The 20,912-nt window shown below is 49.5% G+C and carries 18 protein-coding genes; 6 read left to right on the top strand and 12 right to left on the bottom strand.

The genetic code is table 11. The annotated features are described in order from the left end of the window. Window positions 1-13: 13 nt before the first annotated feature. From MHH82_RS05545 to MHH82_RS05530, 4 genes are all read right to left on the bottom strand, one after another. Complete coding sequence (locus tag MHH82_RS05545) at window positions 14-889, bottom strand: radical SAM/SPASM domain-containing protein (RefSeq protein WP_145038963.1); 876 nt, start codon at window positions 887-889, stop codon at window positions 14-16. A 258-nt stretch (window positions 890-1,147) separates the two neighbouring features. Continuing rightward, complete coding sequence (locus MHH82_RS05540; protein ID WP_340964120.1) at window positions 1,148-2,650, bottom strand: M56 family metallopeptidase; 1,503 nt, start codon at window positions 2,648-2,650, stop codon at window positions 1,148-1,150. Window positions 2,651-2,659: 9 nt separating this feature from the next. Continuing rightward, window positions 2,660-3,034, bottom strand: a complete 375-nt coding sequence (locus MHH82_RS05535; RefSeq protein ID WP_251499728.1) for a BlaI/MecI/CopY family transcriptional regulator — start codon at window positions 3,032-3,034, stop codon at window positions 2,660-2,662. 262 nt (window positions 3,035-3,296) lie between these two features. After that, window positions 3,297-3,524 carry a glycine zipper domain-containing protein gene (locus tag MHH82_RS05530; protein WP_012819235.1) on the bottom strand — a complete coding sequence of 76 codons (228 nt, stop codon included), beginning with the start codon at window positions 3,522-3,524 and terminating at the stop codon, window positions 3,297-3,299. A gap of 248 nt (window positions 3,525-3,772) precedes the next feature. Here MHH82_RS05530 and MHH82_RS05525 point away from each other — a divergent pair, with 248 nt between their 5' ends. The 5 genes from MHH82_RS05525 (at window position 3,773) to MHH82_RS05505 (ending at window position 10,202) form a co-directional block, all read left to right on the top strand. After that, entirely contained in the window at window positions 3,773-4,795 is a 1,023-nt protein-coding gene (locus tag MHH82_RS05525; RefSeq protein ID WP_012819234.1) for an ABC transporter substrate-binding protein, read from the top strand. 22 nt (window positions 4,796-4,817) lie between these two features. Further along, on the top strand, window positions 4,818-5,927 hold the full coding sequence (locus MHH82_RS05520; protein WP_340964114.1) for an ABC transporter ATP-binding protein: 1,110 nt from the start codon (window positions 4,818-4,820) through the stop codon (window positions 5,925-5,927). Continuing rightward, the gene (locus tag MHH82_RS05515; RefSeq protein ID WP_009592251.1) at window positions 5,924-7,579 is read left to right on the top strand and encodes an ABC transporter permease; all 1,656 of its coding nucleotides are present in this window, start codon (window positions 5,924-5,926) and stop codon (window positions 7,577-7,579) included. The genes MHH82_RS05520 and MHH82_RS05515 overlap by 4 nt, the downstream gene beginning before the upstream one ends. Before the next feature lie 141 nt (window positions 7,580-7,720). Then, window positions 7,721-9,421, top strand: coding sequence for a sensor histidine kinase (locus MHH82_RS05510; protein WP_340964109.1), 1,701 nt, complete (start codon window positions 7,721-7,723; stop codon window positions 9,419-9,421). Next, window positions 9,414-10,202, top strand: a complete 789-nt coding sequence (locus MHH82_RS05505; protein WP_012819231.1) for a response regulator transcription factor — start codon at window positions 9,414-9,416, stop codon at window positions 10,200-10,202. Before MHH82_RS05510 ends, MHH82_RS05505 begins: the two co-directional genes overlap by 8 nt. A gap of 87 nt (window positions 10,203-10,289) precedes the next feature. On the opposite strand, the gene MHH82_RS05500 is transcribed toward MHH82_RS05505, so the two are convergent. Then, window positions 10,290-10,850, bottom strand: coding sequence for a delta-aminolevulinic acid dehydratase (locus MHH82_RS05500; RefSeq protein ID WP_340964104.1), 561 nt, complete (start codon window positions 10,848-10,850; stop codon window positions 10,290-10,292). 37 nt (window positions 10,851-10,887) lie between these two features. After that, entirely contained in the window at window positions 10,888-11,745 is an 858-nt protein-coding gene (locus tag MHH82_RS05495) for a hypothetical protein (RefSeq protein ID WP_340964101.1), read from the bottom strand. An 85-nt stretch (window positions 11,746-11,830) separates the two neighbouring features. Here MHH82_RS05495 and MHH82_RS05490 point away from each other — a divergent pair, with 85 nt between their 5' ends. Beyond that, window positions 11,831-11,980 carry a helix-turn-helix domain-containing protein gene (locus tag MHH82_RS05490; RefSeq protein ID WP_340969827.1) on the top strand — a complete coding sequence of 50 codons (150 nt, stop codon included), beginning with the start codon at window positions 11,831-11,833 and terminating at the stop codon, window positions 11,978-11,980. 189 nt (window positions 11,981-12,169) lie between these two features. Here the strand turns inward: MHH82_RS05490 and MHH82_RS05485 are convergent, their stop codons facing one another. From MHH82_RS05485 to MHH82_RS05460, 6 genes are all read right to left on the bottom strand, one after another. Beyond that, window positions 12,170-12,673: a DNA polymerase III gene (locus MHH82_RS05485; RefSeq protein ID WP_340964098.1), complete on the bottom strand. Its 504-nt coding sequence runs from the start codon at window positions 12,671-12,673 to the stop codon at window positions 12,170-12,172. Between the two features lie 24 nt (window positions 12,674-12,697). Further along, window positions 12,698-13,765 carry a WXG100 family type VII secretion target gene (locus MHH82_RS05480; protein ID WP_340964095.1) on the bottom strand — a complete coding sequence of 356 codons (1,068 nt, stop codon included), beginning with the start codon at window positions 13,763-13,765 and terminating at the stop codon, window positions 12,698-12,700. Between the two features lie 161 nt (window positions 13,766-13,926). Then, a complete protein-coding gene (locus tag MHH82_RS05475) occupies window positions 13,927-16,005 on the bottom strand; it encodes an ATP-binding protein (protein ID WP_340964093.1) in 2,079 nt (692 codons plus the stop codon). A gap of 174 nt (window positions 16,006-16,179) precedes the next feature. Then, window positions 16,180-19,524: an S-layer homology domain-containing protein gene (locus MHH82_RS05470; RefSeq protein WP_340964091.1), complete on the bottom strand. Its 3,345-nt coding sequence runs from the start codon at window positions 19,522-19,524 to the stop codon at window positions 16,180-16,182. 214 nt (window positions 19,525-19,738) lie between these two features. Next, a complete protein-coding gene (locus tag MHH82_RS05465) occupies window positions 19,739-20,236 on the bottom strand; it encodes an RNA 2'-phosphotransferase (protein ID WP_340969826.1) in 498 nt (165 codons plus the stop codon). Continuing rightward, a complete protein-coding gene (locus MHH82_RS05460) occupies window positions 20,236-20,772 on the bottom strand; it encodes a hypothetical protein (protein ID WP_340964088.1) in 537 nt (178 codons plus the stop codon). The genes MHH82_RS05465 and MHH82_RS05460 overlap by 1 nt, the downstream gene beginning before the upstream one ends. Between the last annotated feature and the right edge of the window lie 140 nt (window positions 20,773-20,912).

Below are 20,912 nucleotides of genomic sequence, written 5' to 3'. Positions count from 1 at the left end.
CTCCGCCTCCCCTTTATGCCCCAAACCGCTGCCGATACCCGCATTTTCTGCATAATTCCTCAACCGCTTCCCGGCGCGAAAATCCGTCCACGAGGTTGTTCGCCCGCTCCCCATCCACGATGTCCGAAAAGGACTTCTGATGCAGGTTACCCAAGTTGATGACCCCTTCCCCGTCCAGACAGCAAGGCACGACCGTCCCGTCTACAAGAATGGCCGCCTGACTGCGCAGCGCGTGGCAGAAGCCCTTGCCGTCATCCTCCGGGGCCGACAAGCTCGGCCACTGGAACTCATAATCCTGGTTCAGGTAGACGCGTTCGGCTACCCTTACGCCACCGCCGGGTTCAACCTTTTCTTCGATGCGGTAGTCCAAATTGAATTCCTGCTCCAAAATTTCAAGCGTCTGGCGGTTTCGGCTCTTCTCCAGGTTCGTTTGGTTGTCCTGCGTCAAATTCCACAAACGGAAGGAGAAGATGACTTTATGCTCCTCCGCATCCCGCACAAAAGAGAGGATGTCCCGCAAATATCCCTCACGGTCCGTGGAGCCGACATGTCCGTCAAAGCTGTGGAGCGAGAAGTTCATCTGTCTCAATGCCGGCTTGCCCAGCAGCTTATGCCGGTTCTTCGCGATCAACGTGCCGTTGGTCGTGATGTTGACCTTGAACCCCTTCTCATGGCTGATATCCAGCAGCTCGTCGATCTTCGGATGAAGCAGCGGCTCTCCCTTCACATGCAGATAAATGTAACTCGTGTGCGGCTTGATCTCATCCAATCTTCTCGCAAAGTCCTCCACTTTAATGAAGTTGGCCTTGCGCTCCGTCGGCGGACAGAACGTGCAGGCCAAATTACAAATGCTCGTGATTTCTATGTAAACTTTCTTAAACTGCTTCAAGATGTTATCCCCAATCCCATGTCTATGATCGTATGACGATTTGCCAGCTTGCTCGCTTGCCAATCCTTCACATCGTACCATAGGCTGGCTTTTACAGCTACAGCTATAAATGCGATCTGAGGCCATTCCATATAAAGCGAAAGAAGAGGGAGAATCCTCTTCTTTCGTTTTTGCTCTAATTAACGTTCATCGTTTATGTTAGAATGCGTCACTCATCAGCATCAAGCACACTCAGAATATCTTCAAGCGTCATGGATCTTATCGTAATGGAAGTACTCGGGGAGTCTCCTTTGGATGAGACTTATAACCCTGATCGACAGGACGAGCTTCTGCTGAAGGAGCTACAACTGGGTTTCCTTCACTCTCAACGACCATCTCCGAAGGGGCAGCTTCCGTTGGAGGAGCTATAACATTGCTTCCTTCATTCTTAACTTCAGCCACAGGACGAGCTTCTGTTGGATAATCCACAACATCGCTTCCTTCTTTCTCAACTACAGCTGCAGGACGAGCCTCTGTTGGATAATCCACGACATTGCTTCCTTCAGCGACAGCAACAAGACGAGCTTCTTCTGGATAAGCTACAACCTCGTTTTCTTCATTCTCAGCGGCAGCTTCAGGACGAGCTTCTTTGGGATAATCTACAACATGGTTTCCTTTATTCTCAACTACGAATTCAGAAGGTACCGCTCTAGGGGCCGCTTCTGTTGGTTGAGCTTCTGCATGACCAGCCTCTTTTTCAATGACTTTAGGCGTATTGCTAGAAGCCCATGCCGCTGCTGATGTGCTAATTACAGCAACCAAAAACACCGCTGTTAACGTGAGATACATTGTTTTCTTTTTTTGTTTCTTTACATTCAGCATCATCATTAATCTCCTTTTCAATTGTTTGCCGTCACCGGATAAGGAGGCAATAAATTGCACGGGTAAATTCCTTGACCCTGCCATGACGCTTAAAATCGTCTCCCCATAGCGTTTCCGCTCGGCATAGGACATCTCTTTTACGACTTCTTCATCGCAAGACAACTCGCTCCATACATGAAGGTCCTTGCGAAGAATATGCACCAAAGGGTTAAACCAATGCAGGGCGCTTGCTCCGAGCGTGAACGCTTTGACCCATAAATCTTTCCGTTTCAGATGGATCAACTCATGACGGATTACCATGTCCATGTTAACGGTATTCTCTATAGGGAGATAAATGGTTGGTTTCCACAGGCCGACAAGTACAGGGCTCCGAATGATGGAGCTGTGGGCAAGCCCGACGCTGCTTTTCACACCAAGAGCTTCCTTGATGAAGGAAAGCTGTTTCGCTGCTTCGCTGCTTATCGGAACGGTGACACGCGAATGTTCTAGTTTCTTTAAAAATCTGCGATAACAATACATCTGCCATGCAGCAAAAGCTATAGCGCCGATTGCCCATAAGATAATAAGGGGCAGGGCTACGTTTACTGAAATGGTCTTTGCCGGAATAAGCGGCTCCAAACCAGTCCCTGAATATGGACCGGGCATCGCATGTTGCACAGTTGAAGGCAACTCGTTCACAATGGGAACGGTTGCTGTTGCACTAAATGTAAAAAGCGGTGAGATCCACTGAATACCAAGGACGACAGGTAAAAGATAAAAGACTACTGCCATTTTGCCAATTCCATAGCGCCACTTTGTGGGAAAGGTATTGACGAATACGATCCGCAGTACAAGAATGCAGGCTACAACAGCACTTCCAGCAACGGTAAGGGTTAACAGCAATTCAAGAATAGTATTCATAAGCACCCCCTACTTTTGCGAGAACCATTGCTTCAGCTCTGCAATATCTTCATCTGAAAGCTTTTCGCCGTCATACAAAGCCGAAATTAGGTTTTTAACCGAGCCTTGATATAATCCGTCCAGGACGTGCTTCACTTCCATCAGCTTATAATCTTCAGGCGAAATGCGCGGCGTATATTTATTGGTCCGTCCATCCCTCGCAGCCGTAAGTGCCCCTTTGTCCACCAAACGCGACAGGAAGGTGGACATGGTCTGTGCCTTCCATTCTCTTCCTCTCTGGGCGAACAGTGCGAGCAATTCGGTGGATGTGACAGGCGGCGTACACTCCCAAATCACCTCCATAAGCTCCATTTCAGTATCCGATAATTTTTGAACCTGGTTCACGGTGAACACCTCTTTACGTCGTTATGCGTCCATAACGAACTAATTACTACACGATGTAGTAATTATAACCTACTACATCGCGTAGTGGTATGTCAAGCCAAGGGAATTGAAGTTTACAGCTGCATAGAACTTATATGTAAAATGAAAGAACCGCGCAGGAGCGCGGTTCTTTGTCCAACCATACAGCTACAAATAATTAAGGGCACACCGGATTCACCAGGCCCCCTTATTTTTACTCGTGCAGATGGTAGTTTAACGCCGTTTATTTTGAATCGTTGTCGTCATTTTCTGCAGCCTCGCCAGCTTTGTTACCCAATGCTGCGCCTGCGATACCACCGGCAATCGTGCCGATCGGACCCAGTATGGAACCTACAGCAGCACCTACGACGCCGCCGCCCGCGGTTCCGATAGCTTCTCCAGCGTCAACGCCCATGTTGGTCGTGTCGCGGTCAGCATCAGCCTTATGATTACGATCGTTTTTATTAGCCATCCATCTCACTCCTTCGAAATTTGTGACAGGAACAGCTCCATCTTGCCGAACGTTGTTCCAAACCATATCTTGCCCTAACGGATCTAAAAGAATTCTTTAAAATATGCCGGTTCGGATTCCTTTCTAATCGAAAATAGGTTGCGAATTTTAGACGATGTTTGCGGATTATGGGATTATGTAAACGGTACCAAGCTTGCTACAATGAACATGCAATTACGAAACGAACATTTGCTCAAGGGGGATTATTCATGAAAAAGCTGTCGATTTTACTGTTAACCTGCGTGCTCATTATAGGAGCGCTGAGCGGTTGTGCAAGCAGCGAGTCCGATTCGGGTTCGTCGAATAAGCTCGTGATCTACAGTCCAAACAGCGAGGAGATCATCAAAACCATCATTCCGATGTTCGAGAAGCAGACCGGGATCACGGTTGAGCTTGTAACGGCTGGCACCGGAGAAATTATTAAGCGCTTACAGTCCGAGAAGCAGAACCCATACGCTGACGTGATGTTCGGCGGTTCCATGGCCGGCTTCCGCGAAAACGAAGCTTTATACGAGCCTTACGTATCGCCTGAAGACAAGAATTTAATGGAAGGACACCGCAATACGTCGGGCTTCGCTACCCCTTATATCTCGGATGGCAGCGTGCTGCTCGTGAACAAAAACCTGATCGGCGATATCAAAATCGAAGGTTATGCGGATTTGCTGAACCCGCAGCTTAAAGGGAAAATTGCTTCCGCCGACCCGGCAAGCTCCAGCTCCGCTTTCGCACAGTTAACGAACATGCTGAAAGCCATGGGCGGCGATTATGAGAGTGAGCAGGGCTGGAATTACGTCGGTCAACTGATCGAGAACCTGGACGGCAAAATCGCCAGCGGTTCCGGCGCCGTTCACAAAAGCGTGGCGGACGGAGAATACGTAGTCGGCCTTACTTACGAAGACCCTTCCAGCACTTATGTAAAGAACGGCGCACCGGTAGAAATCGTGTATCCGAAAGAAGGCGCCGTATTCCTGGATGCGGGATCCGCCATCATCAAAGATGCGCCGCATATGGACAACGCCAAGAAATTCATCGACTTCATCCTGTCCCAAGAAGCGCAGGATGCGTTCGGCACGCAATTAACGAACCGCCCGCTTCGCCAGGATACCAAGCTTGGCGACCACATGAAGCCTTATGAAGAGATCCACATGATCGATGAAGACACGGACTATGTCAGCGCGCATAAATCCGAGATCGTTGAGCGTTATGTCGATTTGTTCACTAGCGTTAAATAAACTATAGAATCAGGTGACAACCATGAGCGTAACCATAACCATTCAAGACTTAATCAAAAAATACGGCGACACAACCGTCATTCCCGAGCTGTCCCTGGAGATCGAGAAGGGTGAATTCTTCACCCTTCTCGGGCCCTCCGGGTGCGGCAAGACGACACTGCTGCGCATGATTGCCGGCTTCAACAGCATTGAAGGCGGAACCATACATTTTAACGAGCGCGTCATTAACCAGGTGGAACCGGGCAAGCGGAATATCGGGATGGTTTTTCAGAGCTATGCGATCTTCCCTCACCTAACCGTCAAAGGAAACATCGCGTTCGGGCTGGAGAATCGGAAATTATCGAAGGCAGAGATTAACGCCAAGGTCGATGACATCCTTAAGGTCGTTCAGATCGAGCCCTATAAAGACCGCATGCCGAAGAACCTGTCCGGCGGCCAGCAGCAGCGCGTTGCGCTAGCCAGAGCCATCGTCATCCGGCCGGACGTCTTACTGATGGATGAGCCTCTGTCCAATCTCGATGCCAAGCTTCGGGTCGACATGCGTAACGCGATTAAAGACATTCAGCGGGAAGTCGGAATTACCACCGTCTACGTCACGCATGATCAGGAGGAAGCCATGGCGGTTTCCGACCGCATCGCGGTCATGAAATCCGGGGTGATTCAGCATCTGGGAACGCCGCAGGAGATTTACCAGCGTCCTGCAAACGTATTCGTTGCAACCTTTATCGGTCGGACCAACATTCTTGATGGCAATATAACGAAATCCGGAGGCAGCTATGCCCTGGCATTCGGCTCCGGCTATTCGGAAGAGATGACGAACATCGAGGTGCCAAAGTCAGATGCCAAGGCTGATACGCTAAACGTTCAAATCTCGGTTCGGCCGGAAGAGTTCATACTGACCGAGGACCAGACCGGCATGAAAGCAACGATCGTACACAGCGTATTTTTGGGGCAGAACACCCATTATTTTGTGGATTTGGCATCCGGTCAACGCGTGGAGATCACGCAGGAATCGAAAACGTCACAGATCCTCGAGCCGGGTCAAGACATCTATCTCAAGGTGAAAAAAGATAAAATTAATGTCTATGATGCGGCCGGCGAACTGAACTATACAAGGGGCGCCCGGCTATGAGAGAGACGCGCAAACGATTTGATGTCTGGACCAACATTTCGTTACTGATCTTTGTGTTCTATATTCTGTTTCTGGCCCTGCCATTGTTTACGATGCTGTTCAAGAGTGTGTACAATGGCACGACAGGCGATTTTTCCCTTGCCTATTTCACGAAGTTTTTCAGTAAGCCCTACTATTTGAATGCCCTGTTCAACAGCGTTAAGGTGACCGTCAGCGTAACCTTGCTTGCGGCCATTATTGCAACGCCACTAGCCTACATCATGGCGACGGTGAAGATAAAGGGCAGCTCGGCCATTCGCGTACTGATTCTGATCTCGTCGATGTCGGCTCCGTTCATTGGCGCTTACTCCTGGATCCTGCTGCTCGGAAGAAGCGGCGTCATTACGAAATTCGTCAGCAGCACATTCGGCATCACGATGCCGGATATCTATGGATTTACGGGGATCTTAGTCGTCTTGACCTTGCAGATGGTCCCTCTGATTTTCATGTATGTATCAGGCGCACTTAAGAATATGGACCAATCGCTGATGGAAGCTGCCGAGAGCATGGGCTATACAGGCTTAGCCAAAATGCGCAAAGTGCTCCTTCCGCTCATTACGCCTACCTTGCTGGCAGGCGGACTGCTCGTCTTCATGCGCGCGCTTGCCGATTTTGGTACGCCGATGCTGATCGGCGAAGGATATAAGACCGTGCCCGTGCTGATCTTTAACGAGTTCATCAGTGAGGTCGGCGGCGATGACGGCTTTGCGGCGGCGATTAGCGTCATTGTCGTTCTGTTCGCCACCACGATATTCCTGCTGCAAAAATTCGTAGCCAATCGCAAATCCTTTACGATGAGCGCACTGCATCCGATCGAAGCCAAGAAGAAGAAGGGCATCGGCAATATCGCGGCTCATGCGGTTATCTATCTGTATACGTTAATCGCGCTGCTGCCGCAGCTCTATGTCATCTATACTTCGTTCCTGAAATCCAACGGCAGAATTTTTGTGGAAGGGTTCTCGCTCCAAAGCTACCGTGATGCCTTCAGTAATATTGGCGGCGTCATTCTGAACACGTTCTTCCTGGCTATCGTGTCGCTGGTAGTCATCATTCTGTTAGCGATACTGATTGCTTACGTAACCGTTCGAAGAAAGAATGCCTTGACGAATACGCTGGATATCTTCACCATGTTCCCGTATATCGTTCCCGGCTCCATACTGGGGATCGCCCTATTGATCACATTCAACAATAAACCGCTGGCGTTAAGCGGGACGGCCGTCATTATGATCATTTCGTTTGTCATCCGGCGCCTGCCCTATACGATACGATCCAGCGCAGCCATCCTGCATCAGATTAACGACGGGATCGAAGAAGCGGCGATCAGCCTGGGCGCTTCCCAGATGAAGACGTTCTTCAGGATTACGCTTCCGATGATGCTGGCAGGCGTCGTCTCCGGCGCGATCCTGAGCTGGATTACCATCATTACCGAATTAAGCACTTCGATCATTCTGTATACAGGCAAAACCAAGACCGTCACGGTCGCCATCTATACCGAGGTCATTCGCGGAAACTACGGCGTGGCGGCAGCACTCTCCACGATTCTTACCGTCATTACGGTCGTGTCGCTGCTCGTCTTCCTGAAGCTATCCGGACAAAAGGAAGTTTCCATGTAAATGTAATGTCATCATATCGTAGACCTACATCCAAGCCGGCGCCTGCAGCATGAAGGGCCGCTTGGATGTATTTGGATTATCTGCGGTTAACCGCGAGTCGGTATAATAGGATCGAGGTTCTTATCGCAGATGGAGGGCAGCATGAAACCAACACCTTATCGTAATTTCAAGGAATCCACCCGTCATTTGTTTCGCGTCTATGCGATGATCCCCTTCTCCATCTTAATCGTATTGTTCTTGGCGTTCACGATTATGAACGGCCGTTTGAACTTAACCCAAAAAACGACCGAAGCCGCCCAGTCCATCAGCCAGTCCATATCCGGCGTATATCGGCAGTATGAGGAGGAGATTCAGCGGATGGCCGAATCTCCAACCGTAATCAACTATGTAAGCTCCCATCTGGGCAGCGAACAAGTATATTCCGAGTTCTATGATTTCAACAACCGGCAGAAGATCAAAAGTATTTTTCATATCGTCAATACCGATGGCGTCTTCCTGGCCAGTTCCGCCCCGGCGGATGCGCTGTACTCCAATTTTGCCTTCGGCAACCTCATTCACCGGATTGAACAGCGGCCCGGCGACACGCTAACCGAAATGAATAGCTTCCGCTATTCGCATGACCGCGATACGAGCTACACGTTCGGCAAAGCCATCGTGAAGGACCAGCAGACGATAGGCTATATCATCTATCAGCTGTACGAATCGGACATCCAGAAGGTGATTTTCGAGCAAAATAATGAAATCGCCCTGATCACCGATGAACACAACACCATTATTGCCACGACAAGCAATGTGACCAAAGGCGTGCTCAACAAATTCAACCCCAAGGTCGATAACAAGGGACATGTTCTGCTGAACGGGGGCAAGTACTACAAATATTCCAAACGAATTCCTGGCACGCCGATTCAAGTCATTACGCTGAATTCCTACAAATCGGAGCAATACACCTATTATACGGTTTCTTTCTTTGTCCTTGCGGCCAGCCTGCTGCTATGGGTCTTGATCCAGTTCCTGGCGAACAAAATGTCGGCGCGCAATTCCGAATCGATCGATAAACTCATACACGCTTTGGCCCAGCTGCGCGAAGGGAACTTCAACGGTTATGTCGACATTCAGACGAATGACGAGTTTCAAATACTCGGCAATGAGTACAACGTGATGCTGGATCGGCTGAAGGAATTGATCGAGAAAAATAAAGAGCTGTCGGAGCTCCGCACGATTATCGAGGTGAAGCAGCTGCAATCGCAGTTCCATCCGCATTTTATTTTTAATGTGCTCGAAACGCTGCGCTATGCCATTAAGATTGACGCGAATCAAGCCCAGGAGATCGTGCTGATCCTATCCCGTTTGCTTCGATACAGCATCGGACATGACCGCAGCGTCCAGCTGAAGAATGACATGAATTATGTCCGGGATTACCTGAAGCTGCAGCAAATCCGGTTCAATGACCGGCTGGACTATCGGATTACCGTAGCAGAGGAAACGCTGGATGTGTACGTCCCCAAGCTTCTGCTGCAGCCGATTATCGAAAACGCTATCAAATATGGGTATGAGAATCAAAGTGATGTGCTGATCGAGATTAACATCTACACCTCCGCCGGCAAGCTCATTCTCGAGGTTCGCGACAACGGGCAAGGCATGAGTAAAGAGAGACTGCAGGAAGTGAACCAGATACTGCAAAGCCAGACAAACACGACGCAGCATATCGGGCTGTACAACGTTCATCGCCGTTTGGTGCTTCTATATGGCGAAGCGTCCGGCATCCATATTGACAGCAACCCAGGAAAAGGCACCTGTGTCGTCCTTACGATTCCTTACGAATGGAGTGAATATCATGTTTAAAGTACTGCTGGTCGAAGATGAGGATATGATTCGCCGGGGCATCCGGTTCAGCATCGATTGGGTTCAATACGATTGCATCGTCATTGAAGAAGGACTGAACGGACAGGACGGCTACGAGAAGATCTGCGAGCTGAAGCCGGATATCGTCATAACCGACATCACCATGCCGATTATGGACGGTATCTCGATGATTCGGGAAGGACTGCGGCAGCATACCTTCAGCAGCATCATTATCTCCGGTTATAATGAATTCCACCTGGCGCAGCAGGCACTTCAGCTAGGCGTCACCGAATTCCTGGTGAAGCCCTTAGAGGATGACCAACTGGTAGCGGCACTCGAATCAGCCAAAGCCAAAGTGGATTTAATCCGCAAATATGAAGTAATTTCGAATCATCCGCAGGAAAAAGAAGAGATTTTGAACAGCAAATTTCTGGAGAAGGAAACCAAAACCTCGAAATACGTGTCCAAAATGATCGCCTATGTTCAGGAGAACTATGCCAAGAAGATCAGCATTCATGACCTCGTGGAAGAGCTCGGCTTAAGCGCTTATTACCTGAACCAGAAATTCAAGGCAGAGACAAGCTATACCTTCAATGAATTTCTTAACCGTTACCGTATCCAGAAATCGATCGAGTTACTGAAGTCAGGCGACAACAAGGTCTATACCATCGCGCAGGATATCGGATTCAGTGATTACAAGTATTTTATCAGCATCTTCAAGAAGTACGCCCACGTCACGCCGAGCCAGTATCAGGAATATTTCGAGGAGAAGAATGGATAGAACGGGGAATAGTTACTAGAGGTACTCTATCGTACTTATATTTGCACACACCCCTGCTAGGCATGAGCAGGGGTGTAGAATCTTTATCTATGATTCCTGTCGTTCATACAGCCGGTACATGGATAGCTCACTACTCATCGCCACCGCTTGCGCAAAGGCTTCCTTCACGTCCCGTCCCTGTTGAACGATCTCATAGAACAGCCGGAGAACGAACATCAGCGCATCGTTGCCGTCCGGATAGTCAGCCGGCCCGATATACATCCTGCAGCCCCGATCCAGGAAAGCGTCGGCCAGGGCTGGATCCCCCAGCGAGCAGCCGTTCACGATCACCGTCTTCCCGTCCAAATTCGCATAACGCTTAATTTCGCCTGGCCCGAAGCCGCCCCTCGGCTCATCCTCATCGTATACCTCTTCGCCAAGCTCCGGCATGATCATGCTGCCCTCATCCCCGTGAAAGTTCAACAACATCATATCGGTGCCTTCATATAGATCATCGCCTGACAAGACGGAGATCAGATCATTCGGCCTCCCGATCCAGTATGTAAAGACGCGCACCCCGAAATACTCCAGAGCCGCCCTTACGGCTTGGCTCTCCATATCGCAATCCGGTCCGACGACCAGAGCGACCTGCATAACCGGCTTACTCACTACTAAATCCCTCCTGACAATGACTTCGATAAGGAGCTCATACTTTTCTCCATATCATCCACCATTGCTTATCATACGAATCGACTTCGATCTCTTCCAGACCTAGATTCGCTTCGCTGATCCAACTTCTAGCCAGTTGTATATAGTCGTTGTGAAATTCGGAGGAATAACCCATTTCATCATATCCGGCATAGGTAATGTTATCGAATATCATGTATCCTCCGCTCTTTAACTGCTTACAGCTTGTGTCTATGATTTGGATAAACGCCTGATACGCTGCATCTTTTAGCGTACCTTTGCGGTGATAATCCATCACCGCTTGCAGCATGAGAGGTTCGATCGTCCACCAATCTTGATTTACTGTATCAATGCCCTCACGTTCAGCAATAATGGTCTGGATGATATCGTTAATAGCGTGGTGATAAGCGACAACGTCAAAAGAGGACTCCGGATAATATAAACCGATATTGGCGGCATCGTCCTCGACAACCCGTATGCTGACGTCCATTCCTTTCGTTTTCTCCTGGAAATTTCGTGTCAGGTCCCTATTGAGGTTGGCCGTCACGTATGACCCCGCTTCATGAGAATAGGCGTCTAATGCCTTGGGAATGTAAATGACATCGCCTGCACCGACTTCCAAGAGACTTAAAGCACGGGGCACATTCAGCTCCGTGAAGAGATTCTGCCAGGATGCTGAATAATACAGTTGAAGATATTCGAATACTCTCTCCTTGGATATATCTATTGGTACTGCTAATATGTCTTTCAATTTGTTTTCCAATTGGACTGCGTTCATCTGTTCCAATTCCGAAATCATGTCCTGCGAAAAGTCACGTTGTAGGATATCGTTAAACAAGCCGGCACTCGTTTTCTCTGCTAGCGTCTGCATATTCATCAGCGTACCCTCTCTTCTTATGGTTTCTAGAGTATATTCGAATATATGATGTTTTTTCCTCTTTTTATAATTAGCAAAGGGGTCTATTTCACATTACAAAATCATCCACCGCAACACCTTTATCTATCGCATCGACAAAATCAAAGAGCTGCTGAATTCCAGCTTAAAAAACGCAGACGAGTTATTCCAGATTCAATTAGCGCTCACGCTTTATCGGCTGCTGAATAAAGGATAATCCACGCCAAAAAGACGTGATGGGAAGGATCGCTGTGCGGTCATTTCCATGTCACGTCCTTTTTTTGGGGTTTCTTCACTAACTGTAAATGAGCAATCGAATAATAATTATCGAGTTACATCACTCTACAAATTCCTTTACAAAAATAAACATTAAAAAGCACAAGCCAGTCCAAGGCTCAAAAATTTATTATTCACATACTTGAATAATCTCTTTAGGAATGGAGTCAAAGACTAATACTTCCGGCTTTGGATATGGCTTCGTCGCATTGTATTCTTCAAGTGTCATCAAACTCCCCCAATACAAATTTATCCAATGTTCAATACTTTCACCTGTATCAAAATTCAGTGCTTCTTCATCGGTATCCTTCAAATCCTCATAAAATGCTTGATCGTATATAGAAAGAGAAATATCTCCATCAAAGACTAGGATCCTATCCGTAAACACCGGGAAACAAAAAGATTTAGTAAAACGATTAACCAGATCTACTCCGACTGCTTCTCTGAAGTTAACCCAATCTGGTGTATTGAAAGGTCTGAACCGTTCTGTAATCTCAAGTTTCACCCTACCACCGTTGCTATATCGGTTGTTTGATTTTGTCATAAAGTTTATGCCGCCTGACATAATCTCTTCAACAGAAGCATGGTGTTCATGACCTTCAGATAAGTAAGCATGATACAACAAGTCGTTCATATTTTATTTTTACACCACCCAAATTTATTTTCTTGGAAAGTAAGGAAAATGGGAACTTCTCGTAGGGTCATCCAAGTTTTCAAATACTCTATGGCTTCCTGTTACCGTGTCAGGTGTACTAATGTTACCGTCAAACTCTTTATAGTACTTAGTTATTCTTTGAGTGTTAGGGTTATTAGGATTCGGCCAGTTTGAATATGCTTTATCAGGATTAGTCATGGTTTCTTGCCTTAATCCCTCTACATCAACATTTTGACCATATTGTGTACGATTAGGGGTTGAGGGCTTGCTTGGATCAAACATGTGCTTTTCAGAGTGCGGGTTAACAAAATCATTGGGATTACTTCCTCCACCCGGTTTTGTTGGGACTGGAGATTGTTCCGTTCCCTCCTGCCCGGTCCCGGTCCCTGTCCCCCCATCCCCACCCGAATCATGCTTCAGGTGCGGGTGGGTCTTCACGCCGATCCGGCGGGTGGCCAAGCCAGCCAGGATCATGGCAGCCTGCTGCCCCATATAATTGGACGCGCCGCCCGAATCCTCGATGTCTGAGGCAAATTTCTCCCGGGTATCGGCATCAAAAATCATTTTGCCTCCCCAAACCGCCGTGTCGATGATCTCTTCAGCCGTCCCGATAGTTGCATTATAGGCCATGTCCTTGGCAGTGCCAAGCGGGTCTTCCACCAAGGATGTAGCCGTATCCTTTACCGAATTTGCTACGGATTTCGCCCCGGTCTGCAGCCCCTGCCAGAAGTCCCCCGCATGGTCCCAGAACGTTTTGGGCTCGTTCGCAGCGCCCGCTGCCGATGCCGCCATCATGATATCTTCACGCATATCCGCTGAGATGAACCGGAAAGCAATGGCCTTCAATTCCTGGCCGATGATCCGTAAATGCTCAATCGTTTTATTCATTTCGCCATGGGCACGCTGAAAATCTTCGAAAAACCGCGAACGGGTCGTTCCTTCCCACGAAGACATCATATACGTAATCTGCTGGTCCAGCCGATTCTTGGTCGTTTCCAGTTCTTCCGCTGCTCTGGCTGCTTCCTCCGATACCCGAATCAATACCTCGGGCGGGACAAGTATTCTAGGCATTTGCATCCTCTCCAACGTTTCATTGGACCTTATTGTATCCATCTTCTAGGATATGGAAAAGGTTCCAGAGTCCTTCATATCAAAGGCATTGGAGTATGCAAGTTGGATGAAGCGAAGCCTTCACGCTCTCATATGGTACAGAAGCCCCAGTATATGCGTGCTCAGAATCCGGACCTCATCAAATCGCTTAGCACAAAAGCCAGATGTTTTTCGGCCAAACGCATATGACGGTAAAAGGTGGCTCTGCTCATATGGAAGGATGCTGCGAGCTGGCTTTTGTTCCGGTCCTTGCGCAGATAACTTGCGATGAGAATCTCCTTCTCCAACAGCGTCAAAGGTTCCATCGGACGTCCGTCGGCCAGAATCCCTTGAATGATGTCTCTCACCTGCATCCCGTCCCAACCCAATCGCCGAACGACAGGGAGTTCCTCCAGCTTGTCCGGATCGAACAGCCGTTCCAGCATTTGCTTCATTACGCTTCTATCAATGGCCCAGGGATACTCATCCTCCCGCTGATATGCCGGTTGTCCTGCTGCTGTCTCCGTTTGCCGGATGATCGGCTGAATCCACTGATCAAAGCTCGTTTGCCTAAAATCCAGCTCCCATGTCGTCAATTCGATGCCCGCATATCCCGTCGCTTTCCCGCATGCTTTGAATCCCAGGATCGACAATAAGGAATTCAACTGCGGATCCCCCGCCGCCAAAATCCCCCGCAGACCACCGGTCATGCGGACCAGCCATTGCTGCATCAGCAAAGCCCCCAGCTCTTCGGGACGATACAGGGACTGTTCGGCATTTACCGCGGATAACAGCACAAATATCGTATCGGCCGCCTCCGGAGGAAGCTGATGCAGCGAAGAAGCCTCTTCTCCCAGCATCCCCCTGCACCCAGGCGCATATCGTTCCAACAAGGGCATACTTAAGGCATGCAGCCATACGCCTGCGCAAAACGCCAGGGGCGTCCCTTTTTCATCCCGCACGATAAAGATTCCTTCTGGAAAATGAGCTACAATCTCCTCCAGCAAAACCGGGTAATCGGCTGAGTCGACCAGCTCGGACTGCCAGTCCGAACCCCGAATAGACGCCTTCAAAAAACGCTGCAAATACGGCATATCCTCCTGCCGGAACGGCTTCTGTTCGCCTGGTTTCAGGCTTGACGAGAAATTGGCATATGCATGGGCCGAGGGCAAAAATTCGCGGTACAGCTCCAAGATGTGGGTGCTCAGGCGCATCTGCATCCGTTGATCGACCGAATGAAATCGTTCCGCCAGCAGAACGAACGCCTGATGGCGAACCGCTTCGAATTGTGCGGAGTTTCTGCGCGCGAAGTCATTCCGTAACATTCGAGCAACGACCTGGTGCAGCGTTATCCCATCCGCCGTATCCCGTACGAACGAAAGTGCCCTCAGATGGTAATAGTCCGCCCCTTCCAAGGGCGTATCCAACAACCGGTTCAGCATGTTCTCGTCGGCTGCAGGCAGAAGCGACAAAACCGTCAGCGCGCGGTACACGCCAGGAGAAGCCGCTTCCCGTAAAAATTCGGCGCTCAATACAGCCGGAACCTCTCGCCATACATCCCACTGTTCCACAGACTCGGATAGCAGCATATCCACGGTCAAGGCAAGCGACAACGGATGGCCTTCCGTCTTCTCGGCAATAGCCCTTTGTGATTCCGCAGACAAGCCGCTGCCGTCTAAATAATCGTAGACCTCTTCTCGCGTAAACAGCCGCAAAGGGAACCTTTGGATTTGGGACTTCCATTCGGGATTCGTCTGCCACTTGAGCGGCAGTCCATTGCGCGAGGCACATACGATCAACACGCGGGCGGACTTCAACTCAGGAAGAAAGCTGGAGAACAGCCACCCTTCCAGCTTTTCGATCTCCTCGCCATTGTCTATGAACAACACGGTACGCTGCAGCTGAAGCTCGTTAATGATGTATGGCAGCAGCGCGGATTCCGGAGCCCTGGTTCTGCCGTATTCCGTTGCAAGACTCATCTCCAGACTCGCCAAAAAAGCGCCCGACGTCGTTAAGCCTCCTTGCCCTTCCAGCCAAAGGGAACGCACCGTGGACTGCCTTGCCTTCCGGGCCATTTGCAGCAGCAGCGTTGTTTTGCCAATGCCGCCAATTCCTGATATTGAAAAAATGGATGTCTGCGCCCGGGGATCCGCCAGCCAATCCGTGAAACTCATCATTTCCCGATCCAAACCGATGATGCGATGTTTTGCAATCTTCTCCATTCGTTACATCTCACTCCATCCACTTTTCGCCCGTTGAATCTTACAACTAGTAAACCTGCTATTTTTTTATACTATACTATGTTTCGAGTCTACGAATAGGCTCCCTTACGGAATAAACGCAAAAAAACGCGCACATTCTCGGTTGGAATGTGCGCGCCAGCTATTCGGCTGCAGTCAGTTCATGAAATTCAAGTAGAGCAGCATTCGGTTTAAGAGAACCGTGCTTTGAGCGCGCGTAGCATACGCCTGCGGAGCGAACGCCGCGTTCCCAACGCCTTCGATCATGCCCGCGGCCAGTAGGTCGGCAGCCGATCCCTTAGCCCACTCGGATACCTGGTCATGGTCCGAGAAGCTTTCCAACGCAGATGTGTCCTGTAGCGGAAGCTCGCCGGCATATTGAACGGCTCTGGCCAGCATCACCGCCACCTGCTCTCTCGTGACCGCAGCGTCCGGTCGGAACGAACTGTCGGCGTAGCCTTCAATCAAACCAGCCGCGGATGCGGCCCCTATCGCACCGGCATACCAAACTTCGTTCGGCCCCACGTCCGAATAGGAAGCTAGCTGCGGTTTCTCGGCCAGTCCGAGCGTACGCACGAGCATCGCGACGAACTCGGCGCGGGTCACCGTACGGTTAGGATCAAACGTGCCGTCAGCCGATCCGTTCACGATCAGCTTGTTCGCCATCCGCTCGATGTCGCTTTGCGCCCAATGTCCCTGGATATCCTCGAAGGTTCGGTTGGAGCGAACCGCGGTGAACACGCCATTATATGCGTCATAAAAAGTCGCTGTCTCCCCTTCAAAAACGGAAGGGACGAAGCGCGGCTTCCCTGCGCCATCCACCCGCACGACGGTGGAATGGTCGGATTCTGCCGCACCTTTCATTGAGAATGTGCGCTCCAAATACGTGCCTTCCGCTTCGATTTTTACATTGCCGTCGCTGTATAGCTCAAAGCTCGTCGGCCTAGCCAGCATGTCATAGCCTTGACTTGTCAATTCCTCTTCCAGCTCACGGCTTGCAGAATCCGTCATTCTCGCAATGACAACCGTTACGGTCGTTCGGTTCGGGAGGTCGCTCAGCACGTGCAGCGGAACGCTGTAGCTTGCCCCGTTCACCCCAATCCGAATGGCTGCATTCGGTTTGGCCGCAAGGAGAACCTGCAGCGCTTCAGCCGGAAAATCGACCTTCACCACCGGATCCTCATTATCGATGTCGATGACGATATCCTCCCCGCCAGCGGCCCATGACCGAACCAGATCGGAGTCCGGTATCAGTCTCAGAACGGTGCGCCCGTCATGATCCTGCTCTTTTTTGGCGGTGACCCGAACTTGTTTGCCGTTGATCGTTACGATCTTTCTTGGGTCCGGCGCAGGGGAAGGGGCAGGAACCGGAACCCAGCTATAGGATGGGGGTTCCGGTTCTGGGGTATAGGCAGCTCTCAGATCAATGCGTCCTACGTCAACCGTCTCCCCGGCTAAGACATTTACGTTTGTCGCATAATCGTTATATGTCGCTGCCGTCACCGTGAGTTCATGGCGGCCTGCCGCTACGTTATTCAGCGCAAATCTCCCCTCAGCGTCGGTCATATCCTTCGTTCCGCCCACCGATACCGCCGCACCGACCAGAGGTGTATTCCCTGTACCGTAGACTGCGCCGGTCACCGTCCCCGTATCTGTTGGAGCCGATTGTACCGTCACTGCTGCGGTGGCCGTGAACCCGCCGTCTACGGTCGTCACCGTAACGACCGCCGTACCTTCAGCGATCGGCGTCACCTCGCCACTCTGATCCACTTGGGCGACGGCCGGATCGCTGGAACTCCAGGATACCGCCTGATTCGTCGCATTCGCCGGCAAAAGGACGGATGTCAGCTTCTGTGAAGCACCTCCTGCCGTAAGGGTCAGAGTCGTCTGATCCAAACTCACCCCCGTAACGGGGATTGTGTTACGAATATGGCTCGCTTCCACTTGGATAACGCTCCACGCTTGGATGCGCTGCTGTGCATCCAGTTCAAATACCTGGAGATATTGACCCGGGATTGGATCCACAATGTCCGTACCTAACGAATACAAGGCTGCTTCGCCAGGCAGAGCATCTCCCAATAGGGGACGCTCACCGGCATCTGGCCCGAGCAAATAAGCAAACGTATGCCCCGAATTACCCGGAACCGCCGTCACGCTCGTCGAACCGTTCGCGCTGCCTGGACGAATAGCAAGCCCGTCAATGTCCGGTGCCGGTTCATCCACATACAAAGTTAAGACTGCGCTAACGGTGTTCTGGCCCGCATCGGTCACAGAAACTGTAACCGGGAACGTACCGCTCACCGTAGGTCTGCCTTTGAGCATGCCGTGATCCGTCAACGCTAGGCCGTCAGGAAGTCCGGAGGCGTTCCAAGTCAACCCCCCCCTTGCGCCGTCGAAAGCTTCAAGGACCAAGGAATAAGGGGTGTCCTTGTCCGCCCGCGGTAAATCGGTTGTCAAAATGTCCGGACGAAAATAAGGATATCCGCCATTAATACCGGCATCGACGGCCCAGATATCGGTGAAATCCCAGCCTTGGTAATTGGATGCTTCCTTCATTTCGTTGGTCGTAAGGCCCGTGAGATGAGGTGAGACTATGATATCCCCAACCCCCACGCCAATGGTTTGGCCCGATGCTGTGTTATTGTAATATGAGGCGTCGATGGATGAATACGTCACGATTCCGATAAAACCGCCCACCGTGTAATATGTGACGCTTCCGGATTGCATGATTGCAGTTGAAGAATAACTATTGGTGATCGTTCCGTATATCATTTGTCCGGCCAATCCGCCCCCAAAGAAAAAGTGATCGCCACCCGAATTGGTCACCGTTCCTGTGGCATAAGAGTCACTAATGGAGCCTGCACCTTGGGAACCGACAAGCCCTCCGGCATATTGGTTGGAGGCATCGCCGCTTTTGACGGCAGCGGTTGAAGATGAGCGAAGAATGGTCGAATTCCCATTGGCCGCCCCGGCCAAGCCGCCTGCTACGCTCACGCCTCCGTAACCAGTAATATTGCCGCTCGCAACAGAGCCCTGCGAATGCGAGTTGATGATGCTACCGCCCAACAGATGGCCCACCAATCCGCCGGCATAGCTGCCGCCGTTGACTTGAGCTGAAATGCCCAGGTTACGGATGGTCCCCGATACGCGGCCGAAAAAACCGACATACTGCCGAGACCCTCCCTCGATGGTGAGACCTTCGATCCAGTGTCCCCTTCCGTCAAAAATACCGCTGAAGACGGTCGCTTCATCGGCTATGGGCACCCAATCGTATCCGGTCATATCGATGTCGCCGGTCAATCGGATATTCCGATCCAGGTAAGACGCTTGATTCCGATTGATATAAGCCAGTTCTTCTGCGGTCCCGACCCACACCCAACCGTCCGCTTCAACCGGAACCGAGTCGTTACCAGCCCGGACCACCGGCTGAGCGGAAGCCAAGGGAGCAAGCACCATCGAAAAAATGAGCGTTACTGCCAACATGATGGACATTTTTTTCATAAACAGGTTTCTCCTTTGCATCAGTACAATCGATGATTTATAGATATACTCCGTGATCTGATAAATTTCGACATCTCCAATTAAGTGTAATATAACTATGGAACAGAGACTGTCTCAATTTTGTTTCAAGTTCATAGGAAGGGGCTGTCATAACGAAAAACCGAGCGAATACAGGGAACGGCCCTGAGTTTTCGCTCGACTGCGATGTTTCTATCTATTCTTCTGAAATGAACCTCGCAGGAACACTGTCAGCTAACCATACAGCATCATTGCCTTGATAAAAGTTACATCCTTCATTTGAAGCCTGCTCAGCTCGAACTACTAGCAGCACGGGACTAGGATCTTTACGCTTTCCGACCAAATATGCTGTTTCTCTATCAACGGATAGATGAACATACTGTCTACCCATTGGTCGAAGTCCCTCGTGCAAAATCTGTTCGACTAAGTGTCTAGCTGTCCCATGATAAAGTAATGTTGGCGGAGTTCCAATTACTTTCAATATTTTTTTGGGTGCAGAGTGACCATACAAGGCTCGGATTTTTCCATTCAAAATTTCATGCCGTGCTTTATCTGATTTATCAATCATTTCAACTAAATCATTTTCGGTTATAGATTCCCATTGTTTGTCACGGCGCAGCGCAATTAGAATCTGTTCAATGCTTACCCATCCTTCATCATCTAATTCTAATTCATACTCCCATGGACCAAAAATTATAAACTTAGCTCACGCACTTTATTTTTTAATAGTTGAATATTCTCGCTATTTAATAGTTGAGGATTCAACACCGATATAAAATTCAACAACTTGTTTGCATTTATTATTACTTCCTCCACAAAAGAAACTGTTCTGATTATACTTCCGTTCCACTGTGAATATTTAAATTCCTTGTATGGTTTATCAATAAAAAGATCTATTATTGATTCTCGATCAACATCCTCTACCAGGCTCACACTCAGCTCTTTTTCATGCAAAATAAATTCAAGCCATAGGTTTGCACTATCCGGAATTCGATACGCAACGTAATTATGCTCTTTTATTTTTTTGGCTATCGTTAATAAGTCAACAAACCATCGAACAAGCCTTTCCTCGCCAAAAGGACAATCATCAAAGAATAACCCGTATTTATTGCCGTTAAAATTTAGTTCAATGATCCCTTCAATATCTTGTTTTTTCTGGTCAAATTGTTCAGTTGACATTTGTTTAATATCATCAAAATTATCATATGCTTTAAAAGAAATAGTAAACATGTGCGGTCACCCCTAATCGCGTACTCTAATCCATATGTTAGATTGTTTCATGTAATACACGTAAGAAAGATTGTTCCTTGCACATTTTTAAGTTGGAGTAAGCCTTTGGAAGTTTATCAAGCGTATCCATTTTTCTATCC

The sequence above is a fragment of the Bacillus sp. FSL K6-6540 genome (assembly GCF_038007545.1).
Note: the sequence above shows the minus strand (reverse complement) of the source record. Positions and strands in the feature narration are given on the sequence as shown.

Coding starts and splice junctions, on each gene's coding strand:
- MHH82_RS05485 (WP_340964098.1), bottom strand. CDS start 12,673: ATGAACGACTTGTTGTATCATGCTTACTTATCTGAAGGTCATGAACAC.
- MHH82_RS05515 (WP_009592251.1), top strand. CDS start 5,924: ATGAGAGAGACGCGCAAACGATTTGATGTCTGGACCAACATTTCGTTA.
- MHH82_RS05495 (WP_340964101.1), bottom strand. CDS start 11,745: ATGAATATGCAGACGCTAGCAGAGAAAACGAGTGCCGGCTTGTTTAAC.
- MHH82_RS05475 (WP_340964093.1), bottom strand. CDS start 16,005: ATGGAGAAGATTGCAAAACATCGCATCATCGGTTTGGATCGGGAAATG.
- MHH82_RS05505 (WP_012819231.1), top strand. CDS start 9,414: ATGTTTAAAGTACTGCTGGTCGAAGATGAGGATATGATTCGCCGGGGC.
- MHH82_RS05540 (WP_340964120.1), bottom strand. CDS start 2,650: ATGAATACTATTCTTGAATTGCTGTTAACCCTTACCGTTGCTGGAAGT.
- MHH82_RS05480 (WP_340964095.1), bottom strand. CDS start 13,765: ATGCCTAGAATACTTGTCCCGCCCGAGGTATTGATTCGGGTATCGGAG.
- MHH82_RS05460 (WP_340964088.1), bottom strand. CDS start 20,772: ATGTTTACTATTTCTTTTAAAGCATATGATAATTTTGATGATATTAAA.
- MHH82_RS05530 (WP_012819235.1), bottom strand. CDS start 3,524: ATGGCTAATAAAAACGATCGTAATCATAAGGCTGATGCTGACCGCGAC.
- MHH82_RS05520 (WP_340964114.1), top strand. CDS start 4,818: ATGAGCGTAACCATAACCATTCAAGACTTAATCAAAAAATACGGCGAC.
- MHH82_RS05510 (WP_340964109.1), top strand. CDS start 7,721: ATGAAACCAACACCTTATCGTAATTTCAAGGAATCCACCCGTCATTTG.
- MHH82_RS05470 (WP_340964091.1), bottom strand. CDS start 19,524: ATGAAAAAAATGTCCATCATGTTGGCAGTAACGCTCATTTTTTCGATG.
- MHH82_RS05525 (WP_012819234.1), top strand. CDS start 3,773: ATGAAAAAGCTGTCGATTTTACTGTTAACCTGCGTGCTCATTATAGGA.